Raw genomic sequence first — 23861 nt, 5'->3', positions numbered from 1 at the left:
CCTGCCCCCGGCGCCCCCCCCCTCGTTCCCGCCGCCGGTGGGAGCGCCGGCGGGGCCGGCGGCCGCCGGGCCCCGGGCCCCCCCCCCCGCGCCCGCGGGCTCAGAAGTCGAACTGGTCGATGTTGGCCTGGTCGAACACGGTGGGCGGGCCGAGCACCACGACGCCGTCCGCGCCGATGGTGTACTCGCCGAGCTTGCCCGCCTTGAACTTCTGCCCCTCCGCGCCGGTGATCTGGCCGGACGCGAGCGCGGCGCCGGCGTAGGCGGCGAGGTAGCCGAGGTCGGCCGGGTTCCACAGGGCGAACGCCTCGACCGTGCCGTCCTTGACGAACTCGCGCATCTGGTTCGGCGTGCCGAGGCCGGTCAGCGCCACCTTGCCCTTGTACTCCGAGCCCGACAGGTAGCGCGCCGCCGCCGCGACCCCGACCGTGGTGGGCGAGACGATGCCCTTCAGGTCGGGGTAGGAGCGCAGCAGGCCCTGGGTCTCCTGGAACGACTTCTGGTCCTCGTCGTTGCCGTAGGCGACCGTGACGAGCTCGATCTTGCCGAACTCGGGCTTCTTCAGCTCCTCTCGCATCAGCTCGATCCACGCGTTCTGGTTGGTCGCGTTCGGCGTCGCCGACAGGATCGCGATCTTGCCCTCGCCGCCGATCTGCTCGGCGATCAGCTCGACCTGGTTCCGCGCGATGCCCTCGGCGGTCGCCTGGTTGACGAACACGTCCCGGCACTCGGGCTTGGTGTCGGAGTCGAAGGTGACGACCTTGGCGCCGGCCTGCCGCGCGCTGTTGAGCGCGCCGCAGATCGCGTTCGGGTCGTTGGCGGAGGTCACGATGACGTCCGTCTGCTGCTGCGACAGCGTGTTGATGTAGCTGACCTGGGACGAGGCGCTGGCCTCGGAGGGGCCGACCTCCTTGAACCGGCCCTTGAACTCCTCGGTGGCGCTCTTGCCGCCGCCGTCGGCCACGGTGAAGTACGGGTTGTTGATCTGCTTGGGCAGGAACCCCACGTCGAGCCCCTCGGCCAGCGGCGCGTCGGGGTTCGCCTGGCCGGTGGCCCGGTTGCCCGTGGGGTTGGCGTTGTCCTCGGACCCGCGGGTGGTGCCACCGCACGCGGCGCCGACCAGCACGACCGCCACGGTGGTGGCGATCAGGCCGAGGCGCAGGGTGCGCTTGGGCTGGGTGGACATGGTTCTCCCTCTCTCGGCGGTGACTTCGTTGTCGCGAGTGGTCTGCGGGTCACGGGGTGCGGCTTCGCCGTCGCCACCGGGCACGGGCCATGGTGACCACGTTCGGCACCACGACCGAGGCGATGAGCAGTCCGCCGGTGACCACGTTCAGCGTGTCCGCGGCGACGTCGGCGAGCTGGAGGGCGTTGCGGACCGCGCCGAGCAGCAGCACGCCCAGCAGGACGCCGAGCAACGTGCCGCGACCGCCGAAGATCGAGACGCCGCCGAGCAGGACGGCGGCGACCACGGCCAGCTCCAGGCCCGCGGCGTTGTCGGCCCGCGCGCTGGCGAACCGCAGCGTCCAGTACACCCCGGCCAGGCCCGCCACCGCGCCGGAGGCGACGAACAGCCAGAACTTCGCGCGGGCGACGCGGATGCCGGCGAACGTCGCCGCCTCGGCGTTGTTGCCCATCGCGTAGAGGGACCGGCCGAACGGGGTCGCGTGCAGCACCACGCCGAACACGACCGCGAGCACGATCGTGACCACCGCGGCCCACGGCACGGCGCCGTCGGCGACGGTGCTGCTCGCGGCGTCGGTCCAGCTGAACGGGAAGTCGGCCACGGCCTGGTCGCCGAGCACCACGAACGCCAGCCCCCGGTACGCGGCCAGCGTGCCGATGGTCACCGCGAGCGAGGGCAGCGCGAACCTGGTCACGAACACCGCGTTCACCGCGCCCAGCACGGCGCCGAGACCGACGACGAGCACCACCACCAGCTCCAGCGGCAGACCGGCCACCCACAACCGGCCCATCACCGCGCTGCACAGCCCGAGCGTGCTGGCCACCGAGAGGTCGATCTCGCCGGTGATGACGATCAGCGTCAGCGGCAGCGCGATCAGCGCGATCGCGATCACGTCCAGCAGGAGGAACTGGAGGTTGCGCCCGCTCGCGAACCCCTCGACCAGCACCCCGGCGACCACCGCGACCCCTGCGAGCACCACGAGCAGCGCGGTGTCCCACCGGAGCAACGCGGAGCGCAGCACGCCCGCGGTCGGTTCGGCCGGCGGCCCCGCGACGTCCACCGCCACCGTGTCACGCGCCATGCGACGACCTCCCTCGCAAGCGGTTCGCCGCCCGGACGGCCAGCAGCCGGTCCAGTCCGATCGCGGCGAGGATGAGGCCGCCGACCACGGCCTGCTGCCAGAACGGGTTGATCCGCAGCACCGCAAGGGAGCTGCCGATGGTGGTCAGCAGCAGTGCGCCGAGCGCGGCGCCGTAGACGCTGCCGCTGCCGCCGAAGATCGCCACGCCGCCGACCACGGCCGCGGCGACGACCTGGAGCTCGATGCCCGTGCCGACGGTGGCGTCGACGGTGCCGAAGCGCGCCGCGTACAGCACTCCGGCCAGGCCGGCGAGCGCCCCGCACAGGACGAAGGAGGTGAAGACCCGGCGCCCGACCGGGATGCCGGACAGCCGTGCGGCGGCGGGTTCCGAGCCGATCGCGTACAGCTCGCGCCCGCTGCGGTAGGACCGCAGGTAGAAGCCGACGAGCAGCATCACGACGACGGCGATGACGGCGAGCACGGGTACGCCGAGCACGGTCCAGGTGCCCAGGTCGAGGAACGAGCGCGGCAGGTCGGAGGCGTTGATCTGCCGGCCCTTCGCCCACGAGTGGTCGACGCCGCGGAACGCGTAGAGCGTGCCGAGCGTGATCACCAGCGCGGGCACCCGCGCCGCGGCCACCAGCACGCCGTTGACCACACCGCACACCGCGCCCAGCCCGATGCCGATCCCGACCGCGACCGCGGTCGGCGTGCCCGGCGCCGAGCTGAGCAGCTTGCCGGTCGCGAACGCGACCAGGCCGAGCACCGCGCCCACCGACAGGTCGATGTTGCGGGAGATGATCACCACGGTCTGCCCGACCGCGAGGACCACCAGGATCGCCGCGCCCAGCACCAGGTCGCGCAGGCTCTGCGGTGACAGGAACGCGGGGTTGTCCACCGCGGTCACGAGCACGAGCAGCCCGAGCGCCACGACGATGCCGAACTCCCGCGCCAGCCACAGCTTGTGGACGAACCGGGTCCTGCTGCTCCCGTCCGCCGTCGCCGGTGGCGCGGCGGGTGCCGTCGGCGGGGTGCTCACGCGGCTGCCTCCTTCCGGCCGGTGGCCGCGAACATGACCGATTCCTCCGTCGCCCCGGCCCGGTCCAGCTCGGCGGTGATCCGCCCCTCGTGCATGACGAGCACGCGGTCGGCCATCCCCAGCACCTCGGGCAGCTCGGAGGACACCATGAGCACCGCGACGCCGTCGGCCGCCAGCCGCGAGAGCAGCCGGTGGACCTCGACCTTCGTGCCGATGTCGATGCCGCGCGTCGGCTCGTCGACGATCAGCACCCTCGGGCCGGTCGCCAGCCACTTGGCCAGCACGACCTTCTGCTGGTTGCCGCCGGACAGGGTGCCGACGGCGTCGGCCAACCGCCCGTACTTGACCTGCAACCGCGTCGTCCACTCCCGCGCCGAACGGCGTTCGCGCCCGCCGCCGAGCAAGCCGAGGCGGGCCAGCGGCTTCAGGCGGGTGAGCGTCGCGTTGCGCTCGATCGACATCTCCATCACCAGGCCCTGCTGGCGGCGGTCCTCCGGCACCAGCGCGATCCCGGCGGCCACGGCGGCGGCCGGCGTCGCGGCGGGCAGCCGCTCCCCCGCCACCCGCACCTCGCCCGCGTCGTAGCGGTCGATCCCGAACACCGCGCGCACCACCTCGCTGCGACCGGCGCCGACGAGCCCGGCGAGGGCGACGATCTCGCCCGCCCGCACCGAGAACCCGATGTCGGAGAACACGCCCTGCCTGCTCAACCCGTCGACTTCCAGGACGACGTCACCGGGCTCGACGTCCTCCTTGGGGAACAGCGTCGAGACGTCGCGACCGACCATCCGCCGCACGACCTGGTCGACGGTGAGGTCGGCCACCGGGTCCGTGGACACCCACGTGCCATCACGCAGCACGGTGAGCCGTTGGCACAGCGAGAACACCTCGTCGAAGCGGTGCGAGATGAACAGGACCGCCGCGCCCTCCTCGCACAAAGCACGCACCACCGCGAACAACCGCTCCACCTCGACACCGGACAGCGCGGCGGTCGGCTCGTCCATCACGAGCACGCGCGCGTGCAGGGACAGCGCCTTGGCGATCTCGACCAGCTGCTGGTCGGCGATCGACAGGCCGCGCGCGGCGCGGTCCGGGTCGAGGCGGACGCCGAGCCGGTCGAACAGCCGCACCGCCTCGGCCCTCATCGCCGCCCGGTCGATGCGCCCGAACCGGCCCAGCGGCTGGCGGCCCATGAAGATGTTCTCCGCGACCGAGAGATCCGGGAACAGCGTGGGCTCCTGGTAGATGACCGCGATGCCGGCCGCCCGCGCGGCGGCGGGCCCGGCCAACCGCTGCGCCACGCCGTCCAGCACGATCGCGCCCGCGTCGGGCTCGTGCACGCCGGCGAGCATCTTCACGATCGTCGACTTGCCCGCGCCGTTCTCCCCGACCAGCGCGTGCGCCTCGCCGCCGTGCAGCGGGAACGACACCTCGCGGACGGCCGCCACGGCGCCGAACGACTTGGAGACACCCCGTACCTCCAGCAGTGGAGTCGCGTGTGCCCGATCCATCCGGCGCCTCCTTCACTGAAATGTTTCAATGCGGTGCTGATGCGCGAGGCTAGGGGTAGTTCAGACCAATCGTCAACGACGGTGCGGCAACTCTTCCGGGATGAGGCATTCATCGTTGCGTCATCGTGCTCAAACCTGCGGTCCGCCGCACCGGCTTTTGGTGTTACGTTTCAATAGGAAGGGCGGAATTTCGCGCGCGACTACGCGTCACCGGTATTCCGGAATCGCTCCCGAACGGCACGGCCCAAGGCACTGCCCGCTCAGGCGACGCCGTCCAGTCGGCGCATGCTGGTGGACTCGCGCACCACCAGTTCGGGCTCGAACACCCGCTGCTGGTGCACGTGCCCCTTCGGGTGCCGCGCCTCGGCCAGCAGCATTTCCGCCGCCGTGCGGCCGAGGAGCTGGCGCGGCTGGGCGACCGAGGTCAACGGCACCGCCGCCGCGGCCGCGAACTCGATGTCGTCGTAGCCGACGATCGCCAGGTCGTGCGGCACGCGCAGGCCCAGCCGGACCGCCTGCTGGAGCAGGCCGAGCGCGAGCATGTCGTTGGCGCAGAACGCGGCGGTCGGGCGCCGGGACGCGGGCAGGCCGGCCAGCCGCTCGCCCGCCCGCCTGCCCTCGGCGACGTCGAGGCGCGCCGTCTCCAGCACGGTGAGCGGCTCGGCGCCGGCGCGGGCGAGCGCCTGCTCGGCGCCCGTCAGGCGGTCGGCCACCTGGCCGATCGAGCGCGGCCCGCCGACGAAGGCGATCCGGCGGTGCCCGGCGTCGAGCAGGTGGGACGCGGCCAGGTCGCCGCCGAGCACGTCGTCGACCGACACCGAGCAGCGGTCCGGCCCCGCGCCGCGGTCGACGACCACGACGGGCGTCCCCCGACGGGCCAGCGCGGCCAGGCGCGGGTCGTCCGCGTCGACCGGCGTGATGAGGATGCCCTCCACCCGCTGCTGTTCGAGCAGGTCGAGGTACCTGGCCTGGCGGGTGGGGTCCTCACCGCCGTCGCACAGGAACATCGCCAGGCCCGCGCCTTCCGCCACCTGCTGCGCACCGGCGGCCACGTCGGTGAAGAAGGGGTTGCGGGTGTCGAGCACCACGTAGGCGAGGGTGCGGCTCGTGCCGCCGCGCAGTTGGCGCGCCGACTCGTTGCGCACGAAGCCCAGTTCGGCGATCGCGTCCTGCACCCGCTTGCGGGTGCTCTCGGCGACCAGCTCCGGGTGGTTGAGCACGTTCGACACCGTGCCAACGGCCACGCCCGCGTGCGCGGCGACATCCTTCATGCTCGGCGCGGACACCGCCCCACCCTCCTTCGTGATCGACGCGAGTCCGGGGTGAAACGTCCGGATACCTGCGTCATCGCGAAGCCTAGCAGGGAGGCAACGGTGTGCCGGACAACCGATTCGACCCACGTCAGGGCCGTTGTGAAACGTTCCAAGGTCGGCTACCGTCGGCGCCACACCGGTTGACCCCGCTGCCGAGAGGAACGACGTGTGATGTCCCTGCAGGAGGTGCTGTCGGAACTCGACGGGTTCACCGTCGAGGTGCCGAGCTGGGCGTACGGGAACTCCGGCACCAGGTTCAAGGTGTTCACCACACCGGGCACGCCGCGCGACCCGTTCGAGAAGATCGCCGACGCCGCGCGCGTGCACGCCCTGACCGGGTTGGCGCCGCGGGTGTCCCTGCACATCCCGTGGGACCGGGTCGAGGACTTCGCCGCGCTGGCCGCCCACGCCGAGGAGCAGGGCGTGCGGATCGGCGCGATCAACTCGAACCTCTTCCAGGACGACGACTACAAGCTCGGCTCGCTGACGCACTCGGACCCGCGCGTGCGGGCCAAGGCCGTCGCGCACCACCTCGACTGCGTGAAGGTGATGGCGGAGACCGGCTCGGCCGACCTGAAGCTGTGGCTGCCCGACGGCACGAACTACGCGGGGCAGGACTCGCTGCGCGCCCGGCAGGACCGGCTGGCCGGGTCGCTGACCGAGATCTACGCCGCGCTGGGGCCCGACCAGCGGCTGCTGCTGGAGTACAAGTTCTTCGAGCCGTACTTCTACGCGATGGACGTGCCCGACTGGGGCACGGCGCTGCTGCACTGCCAGGCGCTCGGCGACCGCGCGCAGGTCGTGCTCGACACGGGTCACCACGCGCCGGGCACGAACATCGAGTTCATCGTCATGCAGCTGCTGCGGGCGGGCAGGCTCGGCGCGTTCGACTTCAACTCCCGCTTCTACGCCGACGACGACCTGATCGTGGGCTCGGCCGACCCGTTCCAGCTGTTCCGGATCATGGTCGAGATCGTCGCGGTCGGCGCGCACCGCCCCGGGTCCGGGGTGAACTTCATGCTCGACCAGTGCCACAACCTCGAGGACAAGATCGCGGGCCAGATCCGGTCGGTCCTCAACGTCGAGCAGGCGTTGGCCAAGGCGCTGCTCGTCGACGCCGAGGCGCTGGCCGCCGCCCAGGACGCCGGTGACGTGATCGGCGCGCACGACGTGCTGATGGACGCCTTCCACACCGACGTGCGCGGCGTGCTGGCCGACCGCCGCGAGGCCAAGGGCCTCCCCCGCGACCCGATGGCCGCCTACCGCGCGTCCGGCTACGCCGACGAGATCGCCGCCGCGCGCGTCGGCGGCACGCAGGCCGGCTGGCTCTGACCTCCCGACACCCCGGCACACCTCGCCACCGCTCGTCCACGAGGAGCTTCCCGCACATGACCGACAACACGACCGCCGCGGCGCTGGTAGCCCGCTCGAACCGGCTGGGCGCCGATCCGCGCAACACCAACTACGCGGGCGGCAACACCTCCGCGAAGGGCAGCGACACCGACCCGGTGACCGGTGACCGGGTCGAGCTCCTGTGGGTGAAGGGCTCGGGCGGCGACCTGGGCACCCTCACCACCGCCGGGCTGGCCGTGCTGCGGATGGACCGGCTGCGCGCGCTCGTGGACGTCTACCCCGGCGTGGACCGCGAGGACGAGATGGTCGCCGCGTTCGACTACTGCCTGCACGGCAAGGGCGGCGCGGCGCCGTCGATCGACACGGCCATGCACGGGCTGGTCGACGCGCCGCACGTGGACCACCTGCACCCCGACTCGGGCATCGCGCTGGCGACGGCGGCCGACGGGCGGGAGCTGACCGAGCGGTGCTTCGGCGACCGGGTGGCGTGGGTGGACTGGCGCCGGCCCGGTTTCCAGCTCGGCCTGGACATCGCGGCGATCAAGGCGGCGAACCCCCGGGCGATCGGGTGCGTGCTGGGCGGGCACGGGATCACCGCGTGGGGCGACACGTCCGAGGAGTGCGAGGCGCACTCGGCGGAGATCATCCGGACCGCGGAGGAGTTCCTGGCGCGGCACGGGTCCGCCGAGCCGTTCGGCGCGGTGGTGCCGGGCAACGAGCCGCTGCCCGAGGCCGAGCGGCGGGCCAGGGCGGCGGCGCTCTTCCCGGTCGTCCGCGGCCTGGCGTCGACCGACCTGCCGCAGGTGGGGCACTTCACCGACACCGACGTGGTGCTGGACTTCCTGTCCCGGGCGAAGCTCGCGCCGCTGGCCGAGCTGGGCACGTCGTGCCCGGACCACTTCCTGCGCACCAAGGTCAAGCCGCTGGTGGTCGACCTGCCGGGCACGGCGGGCGTGGACGAGGTCGTCGCGCGGCTCAAGGAGCTGCACGCCGCGTACCGGGAGGACTACCGCGCCTACTACGAGCGGCACGCGACCCCGGACTCGCCGGCGATGCGCGGTGCGGACCCGGCGATCGTGCTGGTGCCCGGCGTCGGCATGTTCTCGTTCGGCCGCACGAAGCAGACCGCGCGCGTGGCGGGCGAGTTCTACGTCAACGCGATCAACGTGATGCGCGGCGCCGAGTCGGTGTCGACCTACCGGCCGATCCCGGAGTCGGAGAAGTTCCGCATCGAGTACTGGGCGCTGGAAGAGGCCAAGCTGGCCCGGATGCCCAAGCCGAAGCCGCTGGCCACGCGGGTGGCGCTGGTGACCGGCGCGGGCTCGGGCATCGGCAAGGCCATCGCCGAGCGGTTGGCCGCCGAGGGCGCGTGCGTGGTCGTCTCCGACCTCGACGCGGAGCGCGCGGCGGCGGTCGCGGACGGCATCGGCGACCGGGACGTGGCGATCGGCGTGGCCGCGGACGTGTCGGACGAAGCGGCCGTGGAGCGGGCGTTCGCCGAGGCGGTGCTCGCGTTCGGCGGTGTCGACCTGGTCGTGAACAACGCCGGTCTGTCGATCTCCAAGCCGCTGCTGGAGACGACCGTGCGCGACTGGGACCTCCAGCACGACGTGATGGCGCGGGGGTCGTTCCTGGTGTCGCGGGCCGCCGCGAAGGTGATGGTCGAGCAGGGCATGGGCGGCGACATCGTCTACATCTCCAGCAAGAACGGCGTGTTCGCCGGGCCCAACAACGTCGCCTACGGCGCGACCAAGGCCGACCAGGCGCACCAGGTGCGGCTGCTGGCGGCCGAGCTGGGGCCGCACGGGATCCGGGTCAACGGCGTCAACCCCGACGGCGTGGTCCGCGGTTCGGGCATCTTCGCCGGCGGCTGGGGCGCGCAGCGGGCCGCCGTGTACGGGGTCAAGGAGGAGGAGCTGGGCGCCTACTACGCCAAGCGCACGCTGCTGGGCCGCGAGGTGCTGCCCGAGCACGTCGCCGCCGCCGTCTTCGCGCTCGCCGGCGGCGACCTGTCGCAGACCACCGGCCTGCACGTGCCGGTCGACTCCGGCGTCGCCGCCGCGTTCCTGCGCTGATGGGCGGGGGTGCGGTCCGGGTAGCGGCGGTCGACCTCGGCGCGTCGAGCGGACGCGTGATGGCCTTCGACATCGCTCCCGGTCGGGCGAGCTTCGTGGAGAGCCACCGGTTCCCCAACGGGCCGGTGCGGCTCGGCGGCACGCTGCACTGGGACGTGCTGGGCCTGTACCGGGGCGTGCTCGACGGCCTGCGGGCGGCCGGGCCGCGGCTGGACGCGGTCGGCATCGACTCGTGGGCGGTCGACTACGGCCTGGTGGACGCCACCGGCGCGTTGCTCGGCAACCCGGTGCACTACCGCGACGGGCGCACCGACGGGGTGCCCGAGGCCGTGCACGCCCGGGTGCCGGCGGCCGAGCTGTACCGGGTCACGGGGTTGCAGGTGCTGCCGTTCAACACGGTCTACCAGTTGGCGGCGGCCCGCGGCACGCCGCAACTGGGCGCGGCGGAGCGGTTGCTGCTCATCCCCGACCTGCTCGGGCACTGGCTCACCGGCGCCCGCGTCACGGAGGTCACCAACGCCTCCACCACCGGCCTGCTCGACGCGCGGACGCGCACGTGGTCGGCGGAGCTGGCGGCGCGCCTGGACATCGCGGACGGGCTGTTCACGCCGCTGGTGGAGCCGGGCGCCGAGGTGGGCGCGCTGCACGACCACGTCCTGGCGGAGACCGGCCTGACCGGGCCGGTCCCGGTGGTGGCCGTCGGGTCGCACGACACCGCGTCGGCGGTCGTCGGCGTGCCGGCCGCGACGCCGAACTTCGCTTACGTGGCCACCGGGACGTGGTCGCTGGTCGGGGTGGAGCTGGACGCCCCGGTGCTCACCGAGGCCAGTCGTGCGGCGAACTTCTCCAACGAGCTGGGCGTGGACGGCACGGTCCGCTACCTGCGCAACGTGATGGGCCTGTGGTTGTTGCAGGAGTGCCTGCGCGAGTGGGGTGATCCGGAGCTGGCGGGGCTGCTCGACGCGGCGCGGGACCAGCCGGGGCCGGCCGCCGTGGTCGACGCGGGCGACCCGGCGTTCATCCCGCCGGGGAACATGCCCGCCCGCATCCGGGAAGCCTGCGCGCGGACGGGGCAGACCCCGCCCTCGACACCCGCGGCGATCGTCCGGTGCGTGGTGGACAGCCTGGCGCTGGCCCACCGCCGGGCGGTCCGCCAGGCCGCCGAGCTGTCGGGGCGGCAGGTCGACGTGGTGCACGTCGTGGGTGGCGGCGCGCGCAACCGGCTGCTCTGCCAACTCACCGCGGACGCCTGCGGCCTGCCGGTCGTGGCGGGACCGGTCGAGGCCGCCGCGTACGGCAACGCGTTGGTCCAGGCCCGTGCATTGGGCGTCGTCACCGGTGGTCTGGCGGCCCTGCGGGACGTGGTGCGGTCCTCGGCCGAGGTGGTCCGGTACGAGCCGAGCGGCGACTCCGGGGCGTGGCGGGCCGCGGAGGAGCGCCTGGCCGGGCCCTGACCCCCGGGTCGGGGACCCGTAGCCGATCGGCCCTTCCGCGGGCGGCCGGCGCCCGCGACCGCGATGGTGGCGGGCAGCCGGTCCACCTCGGCCCGGCTCGGTCGGAAGGGGTTCGGCATGCGTGCGTTGCCGCGCGGTATCTGCTCGGTGTTGGTCCTGGTGCTCGTCTCGCTGGGTCTGGCGGCGCCCGCCGAGGCCTCGGGGCACGTGGTGCCCATCCGCCAGGCGCGGAGCCTGCCGCTCGGGACGGTGGTCACCGTCGGCGGCACGGCCACGACGCCCTCGGGCGCGTTCGAGTCGAGCTTCTTCGACCGGGGCTTCGCGATCCAGGACCGCGGCGCCGGGATCTACGTGAGCGTCCCGGTCGACTTGGGCGTCACCCCTCGCGACCGGGTCTGGGTGACCGGCACGCTGCGTGACAGCTACGGGTTGCTCGTCCTCGTCCCCGCCGACCCGGCCGCGGTCCGCGTGCACGGCAAGGGCCCGTCGATCCGTCCCGTGCCGCTCGCCACGGGCGCGGTCGGCGAGGCCACCGAAGGGTTGCTGGTGCGCGTGGCCGCCACGGTCACCCGGGCGCCGGAGTCGGACCTGCCGTACGGGCACAAGTTCCACGTCGACGACGGTTCCGGCGAGCTGACGATCTTCGTCAACACGCCGACCGGCATCGACCTCACCGGTCTGGTCGTGGGCCGGGCGGTCCGCGTGACGGGGTTCAGCAGCCAGTTCGACACGCACTACGAGATCGACCCGCGATCCCAGGACGACATCGCGGTGCGTCGGCAGTGACCGGTCCGGGTCGTGCCGAGGTCGGACCGGTCCGCCGGCGGGCGGATCACGCCACGGGAGGGCCCATCCACCAGTTGCCCGGCGCGTCCGGGTCGGTGCTGGACCAGAACTCGACGCACGCGCGGGTGAACTCCTCGGCGGTGAGGTAGCCGTCGCCGTCCGAGTCGAGGTGCTCGAACGCCTCGGCGGCCTCGGCCTCGCTCAGGCCGGGGAAGTGCCCGCGCTGGAACACGAGGTACTCGGCGGGGCTCACCCGGCCGTCGACGTCGGTGTCGGCGATGCCCAAGAACGCCTCGGCCAGCGCGCCGACGGTGGCCCGTGCCGCGTCCGGGTCGTCGGAGAGGGAGCCGGTGGAGGCGAGGAACTGCTCGCGCGAGATGGCCGTGCCGCCGCCCGGGACGTGCGGCAGGTGCAGGTCGTGCCAGATCCGCAGGTAGGCGTCGACGATCCGCTGCTCCTCCGGCGAGTCGGGCGCGTGCCCGAGCGCCTCCGCGGCCCTCCTGCCCATGAGGACGTGGTCCTGCTCGGTGAGCAGCCCGTCCCCGTCGACGTCCAGGTGGGCGAAGCCGTGGTTGATCTTTGCCTTCAGCATGTCGTTGACCGGCACGAAACCTCCGTACGGACGTGATCGGTTGACCGGGACGGCACACAGGATGGTGTGGCCGGGAAGGGCCGGGCAACGCCCTAACGGGTCTCTGGACGACACGATCGGGTGGTCTGGCGGACGATCTCTCAGCCCGCGGGCGCGTCGTCGCGGAGCCCGGCCGCCGAGCGCACGAGCGAGGCGATCGCCGGTGAGCGGCTGCTCGCCGGCCAGGCGATCACCGTGGTGACGTCCGGCGCGTCCACCACGGGCACCGCGACGTGGTCGGGCCACTGCCAGGCGCGACTGGACGCCGGGATGACGAGCAGCGCCTTGCCCAGCGCCACGAGCTGCGCGAGCTGCGACTGGGTGCGCACCTCCGGCCCGGGTCCGTCCGGGTAGGACCCGTCGAGCCGGGGCCAGCGGGCGATCGGCAGGTCCGGCACGTCGCGGACCTCGGCGAGCGTGAGCCGATCGCGTGACGCGAGGGGGTGCCCGGCGGGCAGGAGCGCGATCTGGCCCTCGACGTGGAGGTCCTCGGTGTCGAACCCGGCGAGGTCGTCGAACGGCCGGTGCATGAGCGCCACGTCGGCGCTCCCGTCGCGCAGCAGCCCCGCCTGCTCGCCGACCTCGCACAGCAGGACGTCGACCGGCGGCGCGCCGGGTTCGCGGGCGAGCGCGTCGAGGAGCCGTTGCAGCAGTTCGTGGGACGCCCCGGCCTTCGTCACCAGCACCAGCGGCCGGTTCGGGTCCGCGGCCCGGCGCGTCCGGCGCGCGGCGGCCGCGACGGCGTCGAGAGCCGATCGGGCCTCGTGGAGCATCACCCTGCCCGCGTCGGTGAGCACCGCGCCACGGCGGTCCCGGTCGAAAAGCCGGACGCCGAGCCGGTGCTCCAGCCGGCTGATCGCGCGCGACAGCGGCGGCTGCGCGATCCCGAGCCGGTCGGCGGCACGTCCGAAGTGCAGTTCCTCGGCGACGGCGACGAAGTACCTGAGTTCGCGGGTCTCGAGGTCGTGCACGGACGCAGCCTACCCGCCTGATACCCGGCGAGTATCAGGGCTTACCGGATCGATCTTGGACGCGCGCGGGTGGCGCGCCGAGCATGGGACGGGTGAACGACACGAAGATCGCGCTGGTCACCGGCGCGAACAAGGGAATCGGGCTCGCCATCGCACGGGGTCTCGGGGCGATCGGCTTCACGGTCGCGGTGGGCGCGCGTGACGAGACCAGGCGAGAGGAGGCCGTCGAGCGGTTGCGCGCGGCGGGCGTCGACGCGTTCGGGGTCGCCCTCGACGTCACCTCCGACGACAGCGTCGCGGCCGCGGCGGCGACCGTCGAGCGGACGGCGGGTCGGCTCGACGTGCTCGTCAACAACGCCGGCATCGCGGGCCGGTTCGACGGTGGCGCGCAGGACCCCACGACGCTCGACCTCGACGTGCTGCGCGCCGTCCTGGACACCAACGTGTTCGGGGTGGTCCGGGTGACGAACGCGATGCTCCCGCTGCTGTGCCGCGCGGACTCGCCGCGCATCGTCAACATGTCCAGCAACATGGGCTCGCTCACGTTGCGGACCGGCCCGGTGATGGCCGCGTACGCGCCGTCCAAGTCGATGCTCAACAGCGTCACGGCCCAGTACGCCCGCCGGCTCGCCGACACGAAGGTCATCGTGAACGCCGCCTGCCCCGGCTACGTCGCGACCGACTTCACCGGCTTCGCCGGGCCGCGGACGCCCGAGCAGGGCGCCGCGATCGCGATCCGGCTCGCCACCCTGCCCGACGACGGTCCGCGCGGCGGCTTCTTCGACGACGAGGGCGCCGTTCCCTGGTGACCGGGCCGCGGAACGCCCGGGTGGTCGTCAGTTCGGGTCGGTGATCGCGTCCACGACGGTGCGCACCAGTTCGACGTCGGCCGGGCGCGGCTCGGTGACCTTGCCGGCGTAGGACGCGACCACCATCACGACCTGGTCGCCGACGTTGACCCGGGCGTCCAGCGCGTTGGCCTCGGTGACCATCAGCCGGGCGCCGTCGCCGATGTCGGCGTGGGTGATCTTGTCCGGGGGCACGGCCGCCTTCGCGGCCCGGTCCTCGTCGGTGAACAGGCTGACTTCGAGGCTCCCGGCACCGCCGCTGAAGTGGCACGTCATGCCGCCGCCCCCGGACACCACCGACCGGGCCATCACCAGTTCGGCGCCGACGACCTCCTTGGCGGGCCCGAGGTCGACGTCCGCGCACCGACCTTCCGGCGCCCCGTCGGGGATCGTCACCTTGTCCGGCAACCGGTCGAGCGCCTGCACGAGGATCGTCGCGGCGGCCGCCCCGTCGGCCTTGGGCATGGTGGCGCTGCCGTCGGTGTAGGTGTAGAACAGGTGCAGCCCCCGGTTCCCCGCGAGCGTGCGGACCTCGATGTAGTGGGTCGAGGTGCCGTTCGCCTTGTAGGCGACGGCTTCGGCGCGGTCGCCCAGCCTGGGGATCGTCTGCACGTTGCGGAAGTTCTTGGCGAACGGCGCGAAGAACCGCTCGGCGTCCGTGTCGGCCACCGTGCTGATCTTCAGGCCGAGCATGCCCGGGACGTCCTCCGGGAAGTACGTGCACCCGGCGCGACGGCTGCCGTCGGGCTGCGTGACCGCGGAACGGCCGGTGACGTGCATGGCGTTCACGCCGATCGCCTTGGCGACCTCGGCCGGTGTGACGAGACCGCACTCGTCGAACCCGGTCTTCCGGTCCTTCCCGGCGGCGTCCGTCGGCTCCGCGCCGGATCGCGACTCGGGAGCCGCCGCACCCGTGATCGCTTGACCGCAGCCCGCCGCGACGGCCAGCGCCGCGACCCCCAGCGCGGCGCGCAGGCGAATCCCCGCCTTCATCCCCACCCCTCGTTCGACTGTGACGATCGCGGCGCCCCGTCCGCTGCCCCTCGACAGCGGGTGCGCGCGTCGCCACCGTTGCCGATCAGGCTAGGCGGGACGCGAGGTCCGCGATGTCCGGTGAACGCCTGACACCGAGCCCTCGCCGACTGCCGGGCGAGGAACCCGACCGCGTCGAGAACCCGCCGGCGTCCCGAGCCCGTCGTACGGGTAAGGGGGACGGAAGGAGCACGATGCAGGCGGCGTTGGAACGGGAGTACGTGGAGTACGTGCGGGCGGGCCTCGACCGGCTCCGCCGGTCCGCGTACCGGCTGTGCGGCGACGCGCACCACGGTGACGACCTCGTCCAACAGGCGATCACGAAGCTCTACGTCAACTGGCGGCGCGCGCGTGCGGCCGACAACACCGACGCCTACGTGCAGCGGATCCTGGTCCGGGTGTACCTCGACGAGCGGCGGCTGCGCTGGGCGGGCGTGTCGTTGTTCGCCTCCGCGCCCGAGGTCGCCGTGGAGCCGGACCACCGGGTCGACGACCGGGCCACCCTGCGCGCCGCGCTCGACCGGCTGCCACGCAGGCTGTCCGTGGTGCTGGTGCTGCGGTTCCTGTTCGACATGTCGGTCGAGGACGTCGCCGGAGCGCTCGGTTGCAGCACCGGCACGGTCAAGAGCCAGACCGCGCGCGGGCTGGCGACCATGCGGCGGTTGCTCGACGAGCGCCCACTGCCCATCACCGCGAAGGAGGCCTGATCGTGGACCGACTGCTGGACCCGCTGCGCGAGGAGGACCCGTTGCCGCCGTCCGAGGTCGACGTCGACCGGGCGATCCGGGTGGGGCGCAGGCGGCTGCGGACGCGGTGGGTCGGCACAGGGGTGCTCGTGGCCGCGGTGGCGCTCCTGGTGCCCGTCCTCGGGTTGCCGGGCGGCTCGGGCTCGTCCGTCGACCCGGCCACGTCGTCGCAGCGCGCCGCGGAAACCCGGGACTTCGACCCGATGCGGCGGGTGGTCACGGTCGCCGACGTGCCGGGCATCGTCACCGATTCCTACACCACCGCACGGCGTTGGCAGCGGATCAGCGTGCGCAACGCCGGGTGGACAGGGCTCGGGTCGGTGACCGTGCACGCCCCGGGCAGGCAGGCCGCGGATCCTGAGGGCGGCGTGCTGCGGCCGGAGACCGGCACGCCGACCGAACCCGTCGACGGCCGGCCCGCCTACTGGATGAGCAGGCCGTCCGGTGACCTGCTCGCCTGGCAGTGGACCGACGACGCCTGGGCGTTCGTCAGCTACCAGGACGTGAGGACCGAGCGCGAGGTGGACCGCGAGACCGCGCGCCGCATCGCGCTGGCCGTGCGGGTCGGCGACGGCGAGCCGGTGACCGTGCCGTTCACGCTTCCACGTCCCGCGTCGTACCAGTTGGTCGGCACCACCGCGGACCTGCGACCGCCCGGCGACCCGTACGTGCGCACCGGGCTCCTCTTCGCCACCGAGGACCCCGCCGACGAGGGCCGGTTCGTCGACTGCCTCGCGGTCGCCGTCGAGAACGGTGAGAGGGTGGCCTCGCAGAACGGGGTGAACCAGACCGTGGACGGTCACCCGGCGATGGTGGACGGGCGCAAGGTCACCCTCTACGGGGTTGCCGCCGGGTTCGCGGTCGACGTCTGGGGCGGGACCGCCGACGCCGCCGCCTCGCTCGCCGTCGCCCGGAGCGTGCGGCTCGTGCCGACACCGGACGACAGGTCGACCTGGACCACACGACCGCTCGGCTGACGACGGCGCCCGGCCCTGATCCAGGTGGACGCGGAGGGTCACCGTGCGAGAATCCGCGCGTGGACAAAGGGAACAACGTCCCGGGTACGCACTTCCTGCTCTCGTTGATCGACCCGGACGACGCCGCGACCGTGCGGCGACGCCTCGGGATCGACGAGCCCGAGGCGAATCCCGCGCGGTGGTGGGCGTGGTGGCTCCAGCGGCTCCAGGCGCCGGCGTCGGTGCTGCTGTGGATGTTGGAGCGGGACGACCCCGCCACGAACGCGCTGGCGTACCACCACGCGCACGCCACCGACGCGATCAAGCGCGACATCTACCGCGGCGTCCCGTTCGGCACGGCCCAAGGACCGCTGCCGGTGGTGCGGACGTGCGACACCCCAGGCTGCTCCCACGGCGCACCGCCGCGCGTCATCGGCCCGTCCGGGCTGGTCGGCGAACTGCGGCAGGCGCGGTCCATGGCCGCGGCGCGGGTGGCGGCGGGTGCCGTGGGCAGGGCCGACTGGCCCGAGATCGCCGAAGCGGACCGCGCCGAGCCGCTGCCGGGGTTCGCGCGGTGGGCGCTGTCGATCCGCGTGGACTGCCCACCGGAGGTGCGCGCGCGGTTCGGGTCGCACCCGAAGTTCGCCCACCGGCTGAGGCGGGCGGGCATCGTCGAGGACCCGCGCGAGTACGTCGAGCGCTGGACACCCGCGGCGGCCGTGCTCGACGTGCTCCAGGCCGGCACTGTCCTGTTCCCCGAACGCGCTCGTGAGGCCGCGGAGTTCCTCACGCCGCTCGTCCGGCGGGAACTCGGCGCGAACCCCGAGGCGTGGGCGGTGCTCGCCCAGGTGCTGCCGGCGTTCGCCGGCACGGTGGCGGAGCTGCTGCCCACCTGCGGCGCGGTCGCCTCGTTCAGGTGACGGGCGGCTGGATTCGAACCAGCGTGATCTGCCTTGGCAAGGCGGTGCGTCTGCCCCTGCGCTACGACCCGTCGCGTCGATCGTAGGTGAACAGCGGACAGGTGGACCGAGGAGGGGTCATCAGCCGGCACAACGGGAAGCGGCACGTCGTCGACCTGACCGACCGGCGGGCGCTGGTCGCATGGCGGCCGGCCGAGCCGTCGGTCGTCGCCGAGGCCGAGCGGCTCAAGGAGGCGGCGCTGCTGGACTTCGGGCTGACCGAGTCCGCGGTGGCGTCCTGGCTGTTCTCCAAGTGCCGTCACCAGCTCCCGACCACGGCGATCGACACGGCGGCGGTCGTCGCCTCCGGTGACGGCACGTGCCTGCTGCTGTTCAACCCCGACTTCTTCGTCGGCATCGGGCTGGACGGCGTCAAGTTCGTGCTGTTCCACGAGGCGCGCCACCTGGTGCACCGGCACCTGTTCGCGGAACCGGAACTGCGCGAGGACCCGGTGTTCGCCATCGCCGCCGAGGTCGCGATCAACCACGTGGCGATGGTCCGGCTGCGCCGCGCCGCGCTCCCCCGCCTCGACGGGCGACCGACCGGTGTGGACCCGCGGGAGGTCCACACCGACTACGTCGCCGACCTGACGGCCCAGGGCCTCGAACCACTGTCCTACGACGACTTCCTGGACACGGACCTGGCCGTGTACCGCGAGCTGAAGCGGATGCGCAACCCGCCGGTGCCCGCGCCCCTGTGCGCGCACCTCGTGCCGGGTCACGTCTCGGCCGACCAGCAGACCGTCGACGCGACCGCGTCCTCGGTGCTGCTGAACTCCCTGCTCGCGGCACGCCGGGGGCACGGGAGCGCGGAGGCGGAGCTGCTCGACCTGATGGACCGCACCGCGAGCGCGTCCGAGCGGGCCGCCCGGATCTGGGGTTCGCTCGGCGCGGGCGCGTTGCGCGGCACGACCGCGCGGACCGGCACCGTCGACTGGTGGCAGCGGTGGCTGGTCGACGTGCTGGCGTCCAAGCTGCGCCAGGGCGAACGGCTGGTGTACCCGAGGAAGCGGGGCGCGGTGCTGGCCGCGCTCGGGCACGACCCCGTGCTGTCGCGCCGCGGCCCGGAGCGCGACAAGGTGCTGGTGATCGCCTACGACACGTCCGGCTCGATGCCGGCCGGCGTGGTCGAGTGGATGACCGAGCTGGTCGGCCGCATCGAGGGCGTCGAGGCGCACTGGCTGTCGTTCGACGGCGTGGTGATGCCGTTCGAACCCGGTCAGGCGGTGCTCGGTGGCGGCGGCACGAGCTTCCAGGCCGTCGTGGACTACGTCGAGGGCCGCACCGCGCTGGACGGCGTGCCGTTCGAGGAGCGGGCCGACGCGGTCGTCGTGCTGACCGACGGCCACGCCCCGCACGTCACGCCCGCCGAGCCCGACAAGTGGATCTGGCTGATCACGCCGAGCGGCGACGACTGGCCGGATGCCCACGACCCACCGATGGCCTGCCACCGCGTGCGGCCAGTGACCCGGACGGCAGGCCGATGAGCGACACGAAGAGCACGCCGTGGCGGCCCAACGCGACCTACCCCGTGCCGCCCGAGGGCTGGACCGGCGGGTCGGGGTTGTCCGCGTTCATCGACGCGATGATCGACATCGGGCAGACCGGGCAGGTGTTCGGCGCGCACGGCATCGGCAAGACGGCCACGTTCTTCTCGCACATCGCCGAGGCGTACCCGGACACCGAGCTGGTGTTCGTGCCCGCGGCCAACCTCACGCCCGACGACCTGCTGATCAACGCGCCGGTGCGCGACGCGGCCACCGGTGAGCTCGTGCTGCGGCAGCTGGTGATGAGCCAGCTGAAGCCGGGCAGTCGGTTCGTCCTGCTGATCGACGACTCGTTGCAGGCCGGTGAGACGATCCAGTCGCAGTTGATGCAGATCGCCTGCGACTGGACGTTGGGCGAGCACGACCTGCGCGCCCTCGGCTGCGTCGGCGTGTTCCTCAGCGACAACGAGTCCTTGGCCGAGACCTCCACCCGCCGCGGCGACCTGGCGATCCTCGACCGGATGGTCACCGCTCGCGTCACCGCGAACGACACCGCGTGGCGCACGACGCTCGCGGCGAAGTACCGGGACTGGGACCTGCGCGGGGTGTTCGACGTCTGGAAGTCGCTCGACCCGGCGATGCGCGAGCTGCTGTCGCCGCGCACCGTCGACCACGTGCTCGCCAACGCCCGCGAGGGCTTCCCGCTGCGCTGGGGGTTGCCGCTGGTCAACGGGGAGCGGTTGCGGCTGGTGGAGCCGCGCGCGGAAGGCAGGCGCGGCCGGGACCGCGACCGCACCGCGGAGGTCCTCGACCGGATCGCCACCGCGCTCGGCGTGCCGAACCCGGCCACGGTCCCCGACCCCGTGCGGCGGGTGCTGCGGGCGGCGGTGCGCAACCGGTGGAGCGTGCTGCTGCAGGGGCCGCCCGGCTGCGGCAAGACCCAGCTGGTGCGGCAGACGATCCGCGAGGAACTGGGCCGGGAGCCGCTGTACTTCTCGTTGCCGGTGACCAACGTCGAGGACCTGTGCGCGCCGATCCCGACCGCCGGCGGCACGTTGGAGAACCTGATGGCCAGGCAGTTCACCGGTGGTGAGCCGAAGGCGATCGTGTGGGACGAGTACAACCGGCCCAAGGACAAGGCGGCGTTCGCCAAGCTGATGGAGATCACGCAGGAGTGGTCGCTGGCCGGCCGGCGGATCGAGAACCTCCGCGCGCAGGTCGCGATCCAGAACCCGCCGTACCACCTCGGCCGCAAGCTCCTGGTGTCGCGCAACAACATCGCGCAGGCGACCAGGTTCACCGCCTCGCTCACCGTCGAGCCGGAGGACATCCCCGCCAACGAGTGGCTGATCAGCACCTACGGCGGTGTCGCCGAGACCGTGCTGGAGTGGTGGAAGCACGACATCGACGACGACGGCCGGGCGTGGATCACCAAGCGCACCGTCGAGCGGCTGGTGAAGCTGCACGAACGCGGCCTGCCGCTGGAGATGGCCACGATCTACCTCGGTGACGGCGAGTACGCGCCCGTCCCGCTCACCGCGCTGGTCGACCGGTTGGCGAAGCGCGGGGTCACCGGGCTGGGCGAGCTGGCGCGGCAGGTGGACGCGTGGGAGGGCAGGTTGCGGCGGGCGCGCGAGGAGTCCGGCGAGGGCACGAACGACAGCGACGTGGTCCACCAGGTGCTCGCCAACGCCGAGCTGTCGCAGCTGCGGCGTTACCGCAAGGTGGTGGTCCGGCTGGTCGCCCTGCTGCCGCCGAAGCTGCGGGCGACCTACCTGGTGGGCGTCGCCGAGGACCGGCAGCGGTTCTGGGTGGACACGTTCGCGCGGATGGCTCGTCAGGGCTGACCGGCTGACTGGGTTCATCGGGCGGGGGCTCGCCAAGCGGAGGCTCGCCAAGCGCCGACTGGGCGGCCGTGGCAAGCCGGGCGGTGGCTAGCCAGGCGGCAGAGGGGCGGGTGGTGCATGGTCGGGTGGTGGCTGCCGGTGCACGCTGCGCACGGCGGAGACGTCGGCATGCGGGGCGGGATGGGCCGGGATGTCCGTGCTCAGCGCGTCCAACCGGCGTCGGACGCTGGTGGCGATGCCCTTGCCCAGCACGAAACGCGTCGGCGTCACCGCCCGCAGCGCGCCGTCGAGCAGCCGGTGCGCCTCGCGGCTGCGCATCCCCGTGTCGCTCAGGACCAAGTGCCGCAACGCGTGCGGCCGGGCGGCTAGCACCGCGGCGATCGCGGTCGTCGCGGTCTCGTCCAGCCGGTTGTCCCGCGCGCCGAGGACGCCCGCCGCCTTCACCCGGCCGAGGTCGCACACCTCGACGCCCGCGGTCACGGCCGCGGCCACGAGCCGGGTGGCGGCGGCCGGTCCGATGCCGTTGCTCGCGACCGAGAGCCGCCGCAGCCGCCCACCCGGCACGAGCGCCTCCGCGACGGTCTCCGCGCCCCGGTCGCCGAGCCGCGCGGCGGACACGTACAGCTCGCTGATCACGTCGGCCCGCAGGAGGACGGCCAGGTGCGCCGCGCCCTCCGCGCCGAGCGGGTTGCCGCCGACGTAGAGGCGTTCGACCCGACGCCCGGCCGCGGCGGCGGTGACCAGGGCGTCCACCAGGACGGCGAGGCCCGGCGCGTCCAGCCCGGTCTGGACCAGGTCGAGGGTGCGCAGCGAACGGGCGGCCTCGACGATCCCCGCCGCGGCCTCGCCCGCGCCGCCGTCGAGCGGGTTGCGCTTGAGCCAGATCCCGGTGACCCGGGCGGCCTGCGGTGACGCGCGCAGGTTGTCCGCGATGTCGCAGGCGCCACCGGCGGTGATCCCGTTGCAGCCCAGGTACAGCGTCTCCACTTCCCGTTCGACGGCCCGGCCCGCCACCTCGGCCGCGCCCTGGTCGCCGAGCTCGTCGGTGCCCAGCAGCAGGTGCCGGACCACGCCGGGCCGCAGCGCGTCCGCGACCAGCCTGGCCCCGGTCGGCCCGAGCGCCTGCTTGCACAGGTCGAGGCGACCGTCCGGGAGCGCCGTCCCGGACGGGAAGTCCAGCCGCCGGTCCGCCGTGCCGCCGGTGCGCAGCCACGACAGCAGCGGTTCGAGGTCGCCCGGACGGGGTCGCAGCGGGCTCACCAGTCCACCTCGCGGTAGTCCTTGAGGAGGACGCCGGCGAGAGGCGCGCCCGCTTCACCCCGCACGATCGGGTCGTAGACGCGCGCCGAGCCGTCGACGACGTCGAGCGGCGTGCGGAAACCGTTCGACGCGAGCCGGGCCTTCTTCGGCGCCGGGTTCTCGTCGGTGATCCACCCGGTGTCCACCGCGCACATGTACACGCCCTGCCGGGCCAGGTCGGGGCCGCTGGTGCGGGTCAGCATGTTGAGCGCGGCCTTGGCCATGTTGGTGTGCGGGTGCCGGGCGGTCTTGTTCCGGACCGCGAACCGGCCCTCGACCGCCGAGACGTTGACGACGTAGCGACGCGGGAAGGGCGACGCCAGCAGCAGCGGCAGCAGGCGGTCGCACAGCAGGGTGGGCGCGAGCGCGTTGACCAGCTGCGCTTCCAGCACCTCGGTCGGGTCCAGCTCGCCGAGGTGCGCCGACCAGGAGTTGGCGGGCGCGGTGTCGGGCAGCAACCCGGCCTCGTCGAGCTCCACCGCGGACGGCACGAGGGCGAGCTCTCGGCGGCCGTTCCCCAGCACGGGCACCGGGCGGAACCCCGGTGCGAGGCGGGCGTTCGCGGGCAGGGCGCCGGTCTCGCCGCCGATCAGGGCCGCGTACGCCTCGGGCGGTCGGCGCACGGTCTGGGCCGCGTTGTTGACCAGGATGTCGAGCGGCCGGCCCTCCTCGCGCAACGACTCGCACAGGCCGAGCACCTGGCGCGGGTCGCACAGGTCGATGCCGACGACCGACAGCCGGTCCAGCCACGCCTCGCTGCCCGGCACGGCCCGGAACCGCCGCACCGCGTCGTGCGGGAAGCGCGTGGTCACGATCAGTTCCGCGCCGTCGCGCAGCATCATCAGCGCGAGGTGGAAGCCGATCTTCACCCGGCCGCCGGTGAGCAGCGCGCGGCGTCCCGCCAGGTCCGCGCGCGCCGCCCGGCGCTCGGCGTTCTCCGCCGCGCAGGTCGGGCACAGCCGGTGGTAGAACGCGTCGGCGAGCCGGTAACCCGCCTTGCAGACGTAGCAGCGGCGGGACCGGGCGAGCGGACGTGCCGGCGCGGCCGGTTCGACGTGCAGCGGGGCGTCGTCACGGCGATCGAGGCCGCCGGTGGCGGTCGTGGCGTCCACCGCCGCGTCGGCCGCCGCGCGTTCGGCCGCACGCACCTTCCTGCGCCGCTGCTTGCCGTCGCGGACGAACGACTCCGCGACCCGCTCCGCGCGCAGCCGCACCGGGTCGTCGGCGGGCAGGGCGCGCAGCCTGGCGACGGCCGCGTGGAACGCCGCCTGCTCCTCCTCGTCCATC

General features: G+C 73.4%; 20 protein-coding genes and 1 tRNA gene. 10 read left to right on the top strand and 11 right to left on the bottom strand.

Annotation, left to right across the window (positions count from 1 at the left end; translation table 11 throughout):
- Window positions 1-100: 100 nt before the first annotated feature.
- The 5 genes from rhaS to AB0I91_RS29745 form a co-directional block, all read right to left on the bottom strand.
- Window positions 101-1186, bottom strand: coding sequence for a rhamnose ABC transporter substrate-binding protein (rhaS, locus tag AB0I91_RS29765; protein WP_498786701.1), 1086 nt, complete (start codon window positions 1184-1186; stop codon window positions 101-103).
- Between the two features lie 49 nt (window positions 1187-1235).
- Window positions 1236-2267, bottom strand: a complete 1032-nt coding sequence (locus AB0I91_RS29760; protein WP_498786700.1) for an ABC transporter permease — start codon at window positions 2265-2267, stop codon at window positions 1236-1238.
- Window positions 2257-3306 carry an ABC transporter permease gene (locus tag AB0I91_RS29755; protein WP_499608638.1) on the bottom strand — a complete coding sequence of 350 codons (1050 nt, stop codon included), beginning with the start codon at window positions 3304-3306 and terminating at the stop codon, window positions 2257-2259. Before AB0I91_RS29755 ends, AB0I91_RS29760 begins: the two co-directional genes overlap by 11 nt.
- A complete protein-coding gene (locus AB0I91_RS29750; protein ID WP_499639896.1) occupies window positions 3303-4817 on the bottom strand; it encodes a sugar ABC transporter ATP-binding protein in 1515 nt (504 codons plus the stop codon). The genes AB0I91_RS29755 and AB0I91_RS29750 overlap by 4 nt, the downstream gene beginning before the upstream one ends.
- Window positions 4818-5077: 260 nt before the next feature.
- Window positions 5078-6088 (bottom strand): LacI family DNA-binding transcriptional regulator, encoded by a 1011-nt coding sequence (locus tag AB0I91_RS29745; RefSeq protein WP_498786702.1) that lies wholly within the window; start codon window positions 6086-6088, stop codon window positions 5078-5080.
- A 213-nt stretch (window positions 6089-6301) separates the two neighbouring features.
- Here AB0I91_RS29745 and rhaI point away from each other — a divergent pair, with 213 nt between their 5' ends.
- The 4 genes from rhaI (at window position 6302) to AB0I91_RS29725 (ending at window position 11798) form a co-directional block, all read left to right on the top strand.
- Window positions 6302-7462, top strand: coding sequence for an L-rhamnose isomerase (gene rhaI, locus AB0I91_RS29740; RefSeq protein ID WP_499608643.1), 1161 nt, complete (start codon window positions 6302-6304; stop codon window positions 7460-7462).
- 56 nt (window positions 7463-7518) lie between these two features.
- Complete coding sequence (locus AB0I91_RS29735) at window positions 7519-9558, top strand: bifunctional aldolase/short-chain dehydrogenase (protein WP_499639894.1); 2040 nt, start codon at window positions 7519-7521, stop codon at window positions 9556-9558.
- Window positions 9558-11012, top strand: coding sequence for a rhamnulokinase (locus tag AB0I91_RS29730; protein WP_499639892.1), 1455 nt, complete (start codon window positions 9558-9560; stop codon window positions 11010-11012). Before AB0I91_RS29735 ends, AB0I91_RS29730 begins: the two co-directional genes overlap by 1 nt.
- Window positions 11013-11129: 117 nt before the next feature.
- Complete coding sequence (locus tag AB0I91_RS29725) at window positions 11130-11798, top strand: hypothetical protein (RefSeq protein ID WP_499639890.1); 669 nt, start codon at window positions 11130-11132, stop codon at window positions 11796-11798.
- A gap of 46 nt (window positions 11799-11844) precedes the next feature.
- Here AB0I91_RS29725 and AB0I91_RS29720 read toward each other — a convergent pair whose 3' ends face one another.
- On the bottom strand, window positions 11845-12390 hold the full coding sequence (locus tag AB0I91_RS29720) for an EF-hand domain-containing protein (RefSeq protein ID WP_499639888.1): 546 nt from the start codon (window positions 12388-12390) through the stop codon (window positions 11845-11847).
- 140 nt (window positions 12391-12530) lie between these two features.
- Window positions 12531-13400, bottom strand: coding sequence for a LysR family transcriptional regulator (locus tag AB0I91_RS29715; protein WP_498786692.1), 870 nt, complete (start codon window positions 13398-13400; stop codon window positions 12531-12533).
- Window positions 13401-13483: 83 nt separating this feature from the next.
- Between AB0I91_RS29715 and AB0I91_RS29710 the strand changes: the two genes are divergently transcribed.
- Window positions 13484-14209 carry an SDR family oxidoreductase gene (locus AB0I91_RS29710; protein ID WP_498786691.1) on the top strand — a complete coding sequence of 242 codons (726 nt, stop codon included), beginning with the start codon at window positions 13484-13486 and terminating at the stop codon, window positions 14207-14209.
- Window positions 14210-14236: 27 nt separating this feature from the next.
- On the opposite strand, the gene AB0I91_RS29705 is transcribed toward AB0I91_RS29710, so the two are convergent.
- On the bottom strand, window positions 14237-15241 hold the full coding sequence (locus tag AB0I91_RS29705; protein ID WP_499608659.1) for a DUF3558 family protein: 1005 nt from the start codon (window positions 15239-15241) through the stop codon (window positions 14237-14239).
- 233 nt (window positions 15242-15474) lie between these two features.
- Here AB0I91_RS29705 and AB0I91_RS29700 point away from each other — a divergent pair, with 233 nt between their 5' ends.
- From AB0I91_RS29700 to AB0I91_RS29690, 3 genes are read left to right on the top strand one after another with little or no spacing between them, the layout of a single operon-like run.
- A complete protein-coding gene (locus AB0I91_RS29700; protein ID WP_498786689.1) occupies window positions 15475-15987 on the top strand; it encodes a SigE family RNA polymerase sigma factor in 513 nt (170 codons plus the stop codon).
- A gap of 2 nt (window positions 15988-15989) precedes the next feature.
- The gene (locus AB0I91_RS29695) at window positions 15990-17003 is read left to right on the top strand and encodes a hypothetical protein (RefSeq protein WP_499608662.1); all 1014 of its coding nucleotides are present in this window, start codon (window positions 15990-15992) and stop codon (window positions 17001-17003) included.
- A 59-nt stretch (window positions 17004-17062) separates the two neighbouring features.
- The gene (locus AB0I91_RS29690) at window positions 17063-17902 is read left to right on the top strand and encodes a hypothetical protein (RefSeq protein ID WP_499639886.1); all 840 of its coding nucleotides are present in this window, start codon (window positions 17063-17065) and stop codon (window positions 17900-17902) included.
- Here the strand turns inward: AB0I91_RS29690 and AB0I91_RS29685 are convergent.
- Window positions 17900-17975, bottom strand: a tRNA-Gly gene (locus tag AB0I91_RS29685). The genes AB0I91_RS29690 and AB0I91_RS29685 overlap by 3 nt on opposite strands.
- 28 nt (window positions 17976-18003) lie before the next feature.
- Here AB0I91_RS29685 and AB0I91_RS29680 point away from each other — a divergent pair.
- Both AB0I91_RS29680 and AB0I91_RS29675 read left to right on the top strand, forming a co-directional pair.
- Window positions 18004-19428, top strand: coding sequence for a vWA domain-containing protein (locus AB0I91_RS29680; protein ID WP_499639884.1), 1425 nt, complete (start codon window positions 18004-18006; stop codon window positions 19426-19428).
- Window positions 19425-21275: an ATP-binding protein gene (locus tag AB0I91_RS29675; RefSeq protein WP_499639883.1), complete on the top strand. Its 1851-nt coding sequence runs from the start codon at window positions 19425-19427 to the stop codon at window positions 21273-21275. Before AB0I91_RS29680 ends, AB0I91_RS29675 begins: the two co-directional genes overlap by 4 nt.
- Before the next feature lie 87 nt (window positions 21276-21362).
- Here the strand turns inward: AB0I91_RS29675 and AB0I91_RS29670 are convergent, their stop codons facing one another.
- Complete coding sequence (locus AB0I91_RS29670) at window positions 21363-22535, bottom strand: leucine-rich repeat domain-containing protein (protein ID WP_499639881.1); 1173 nt, start codon at window positions 22533-22535, stop codon at window positions 21363-21365.
- Window positions 22532-23860 (bottom strand): SDR family NAD(P)-dependent oxidoreductase, encoded by a 1329-nt coding sequence (locus tag AB0I91_RS29665; protein ID WP_498780899.1) that lies wholly within the window; start codon window positions 23858-23860, stop codon window positions 22532-22534. Before AB0I91_RS29665 ends, AB0I91_RS29670 begins: the two co-directional genes overlap by 4 nt.
- Window position 23861 lies beyond the last annotated feature (1 nt).

Source organism: Actinosynnema sp. NPDC049800, assembly GCF_040656635.1.
Taxonomy (GTDB): Bacteria; Actinomycetota; Actinomycetes; order Mycobacteriales; family Pseudonocardiaceae; genus Actinosynnema.
This window is presented reverse-complemented; position numbering and strand designations above follow the sequence as displayed.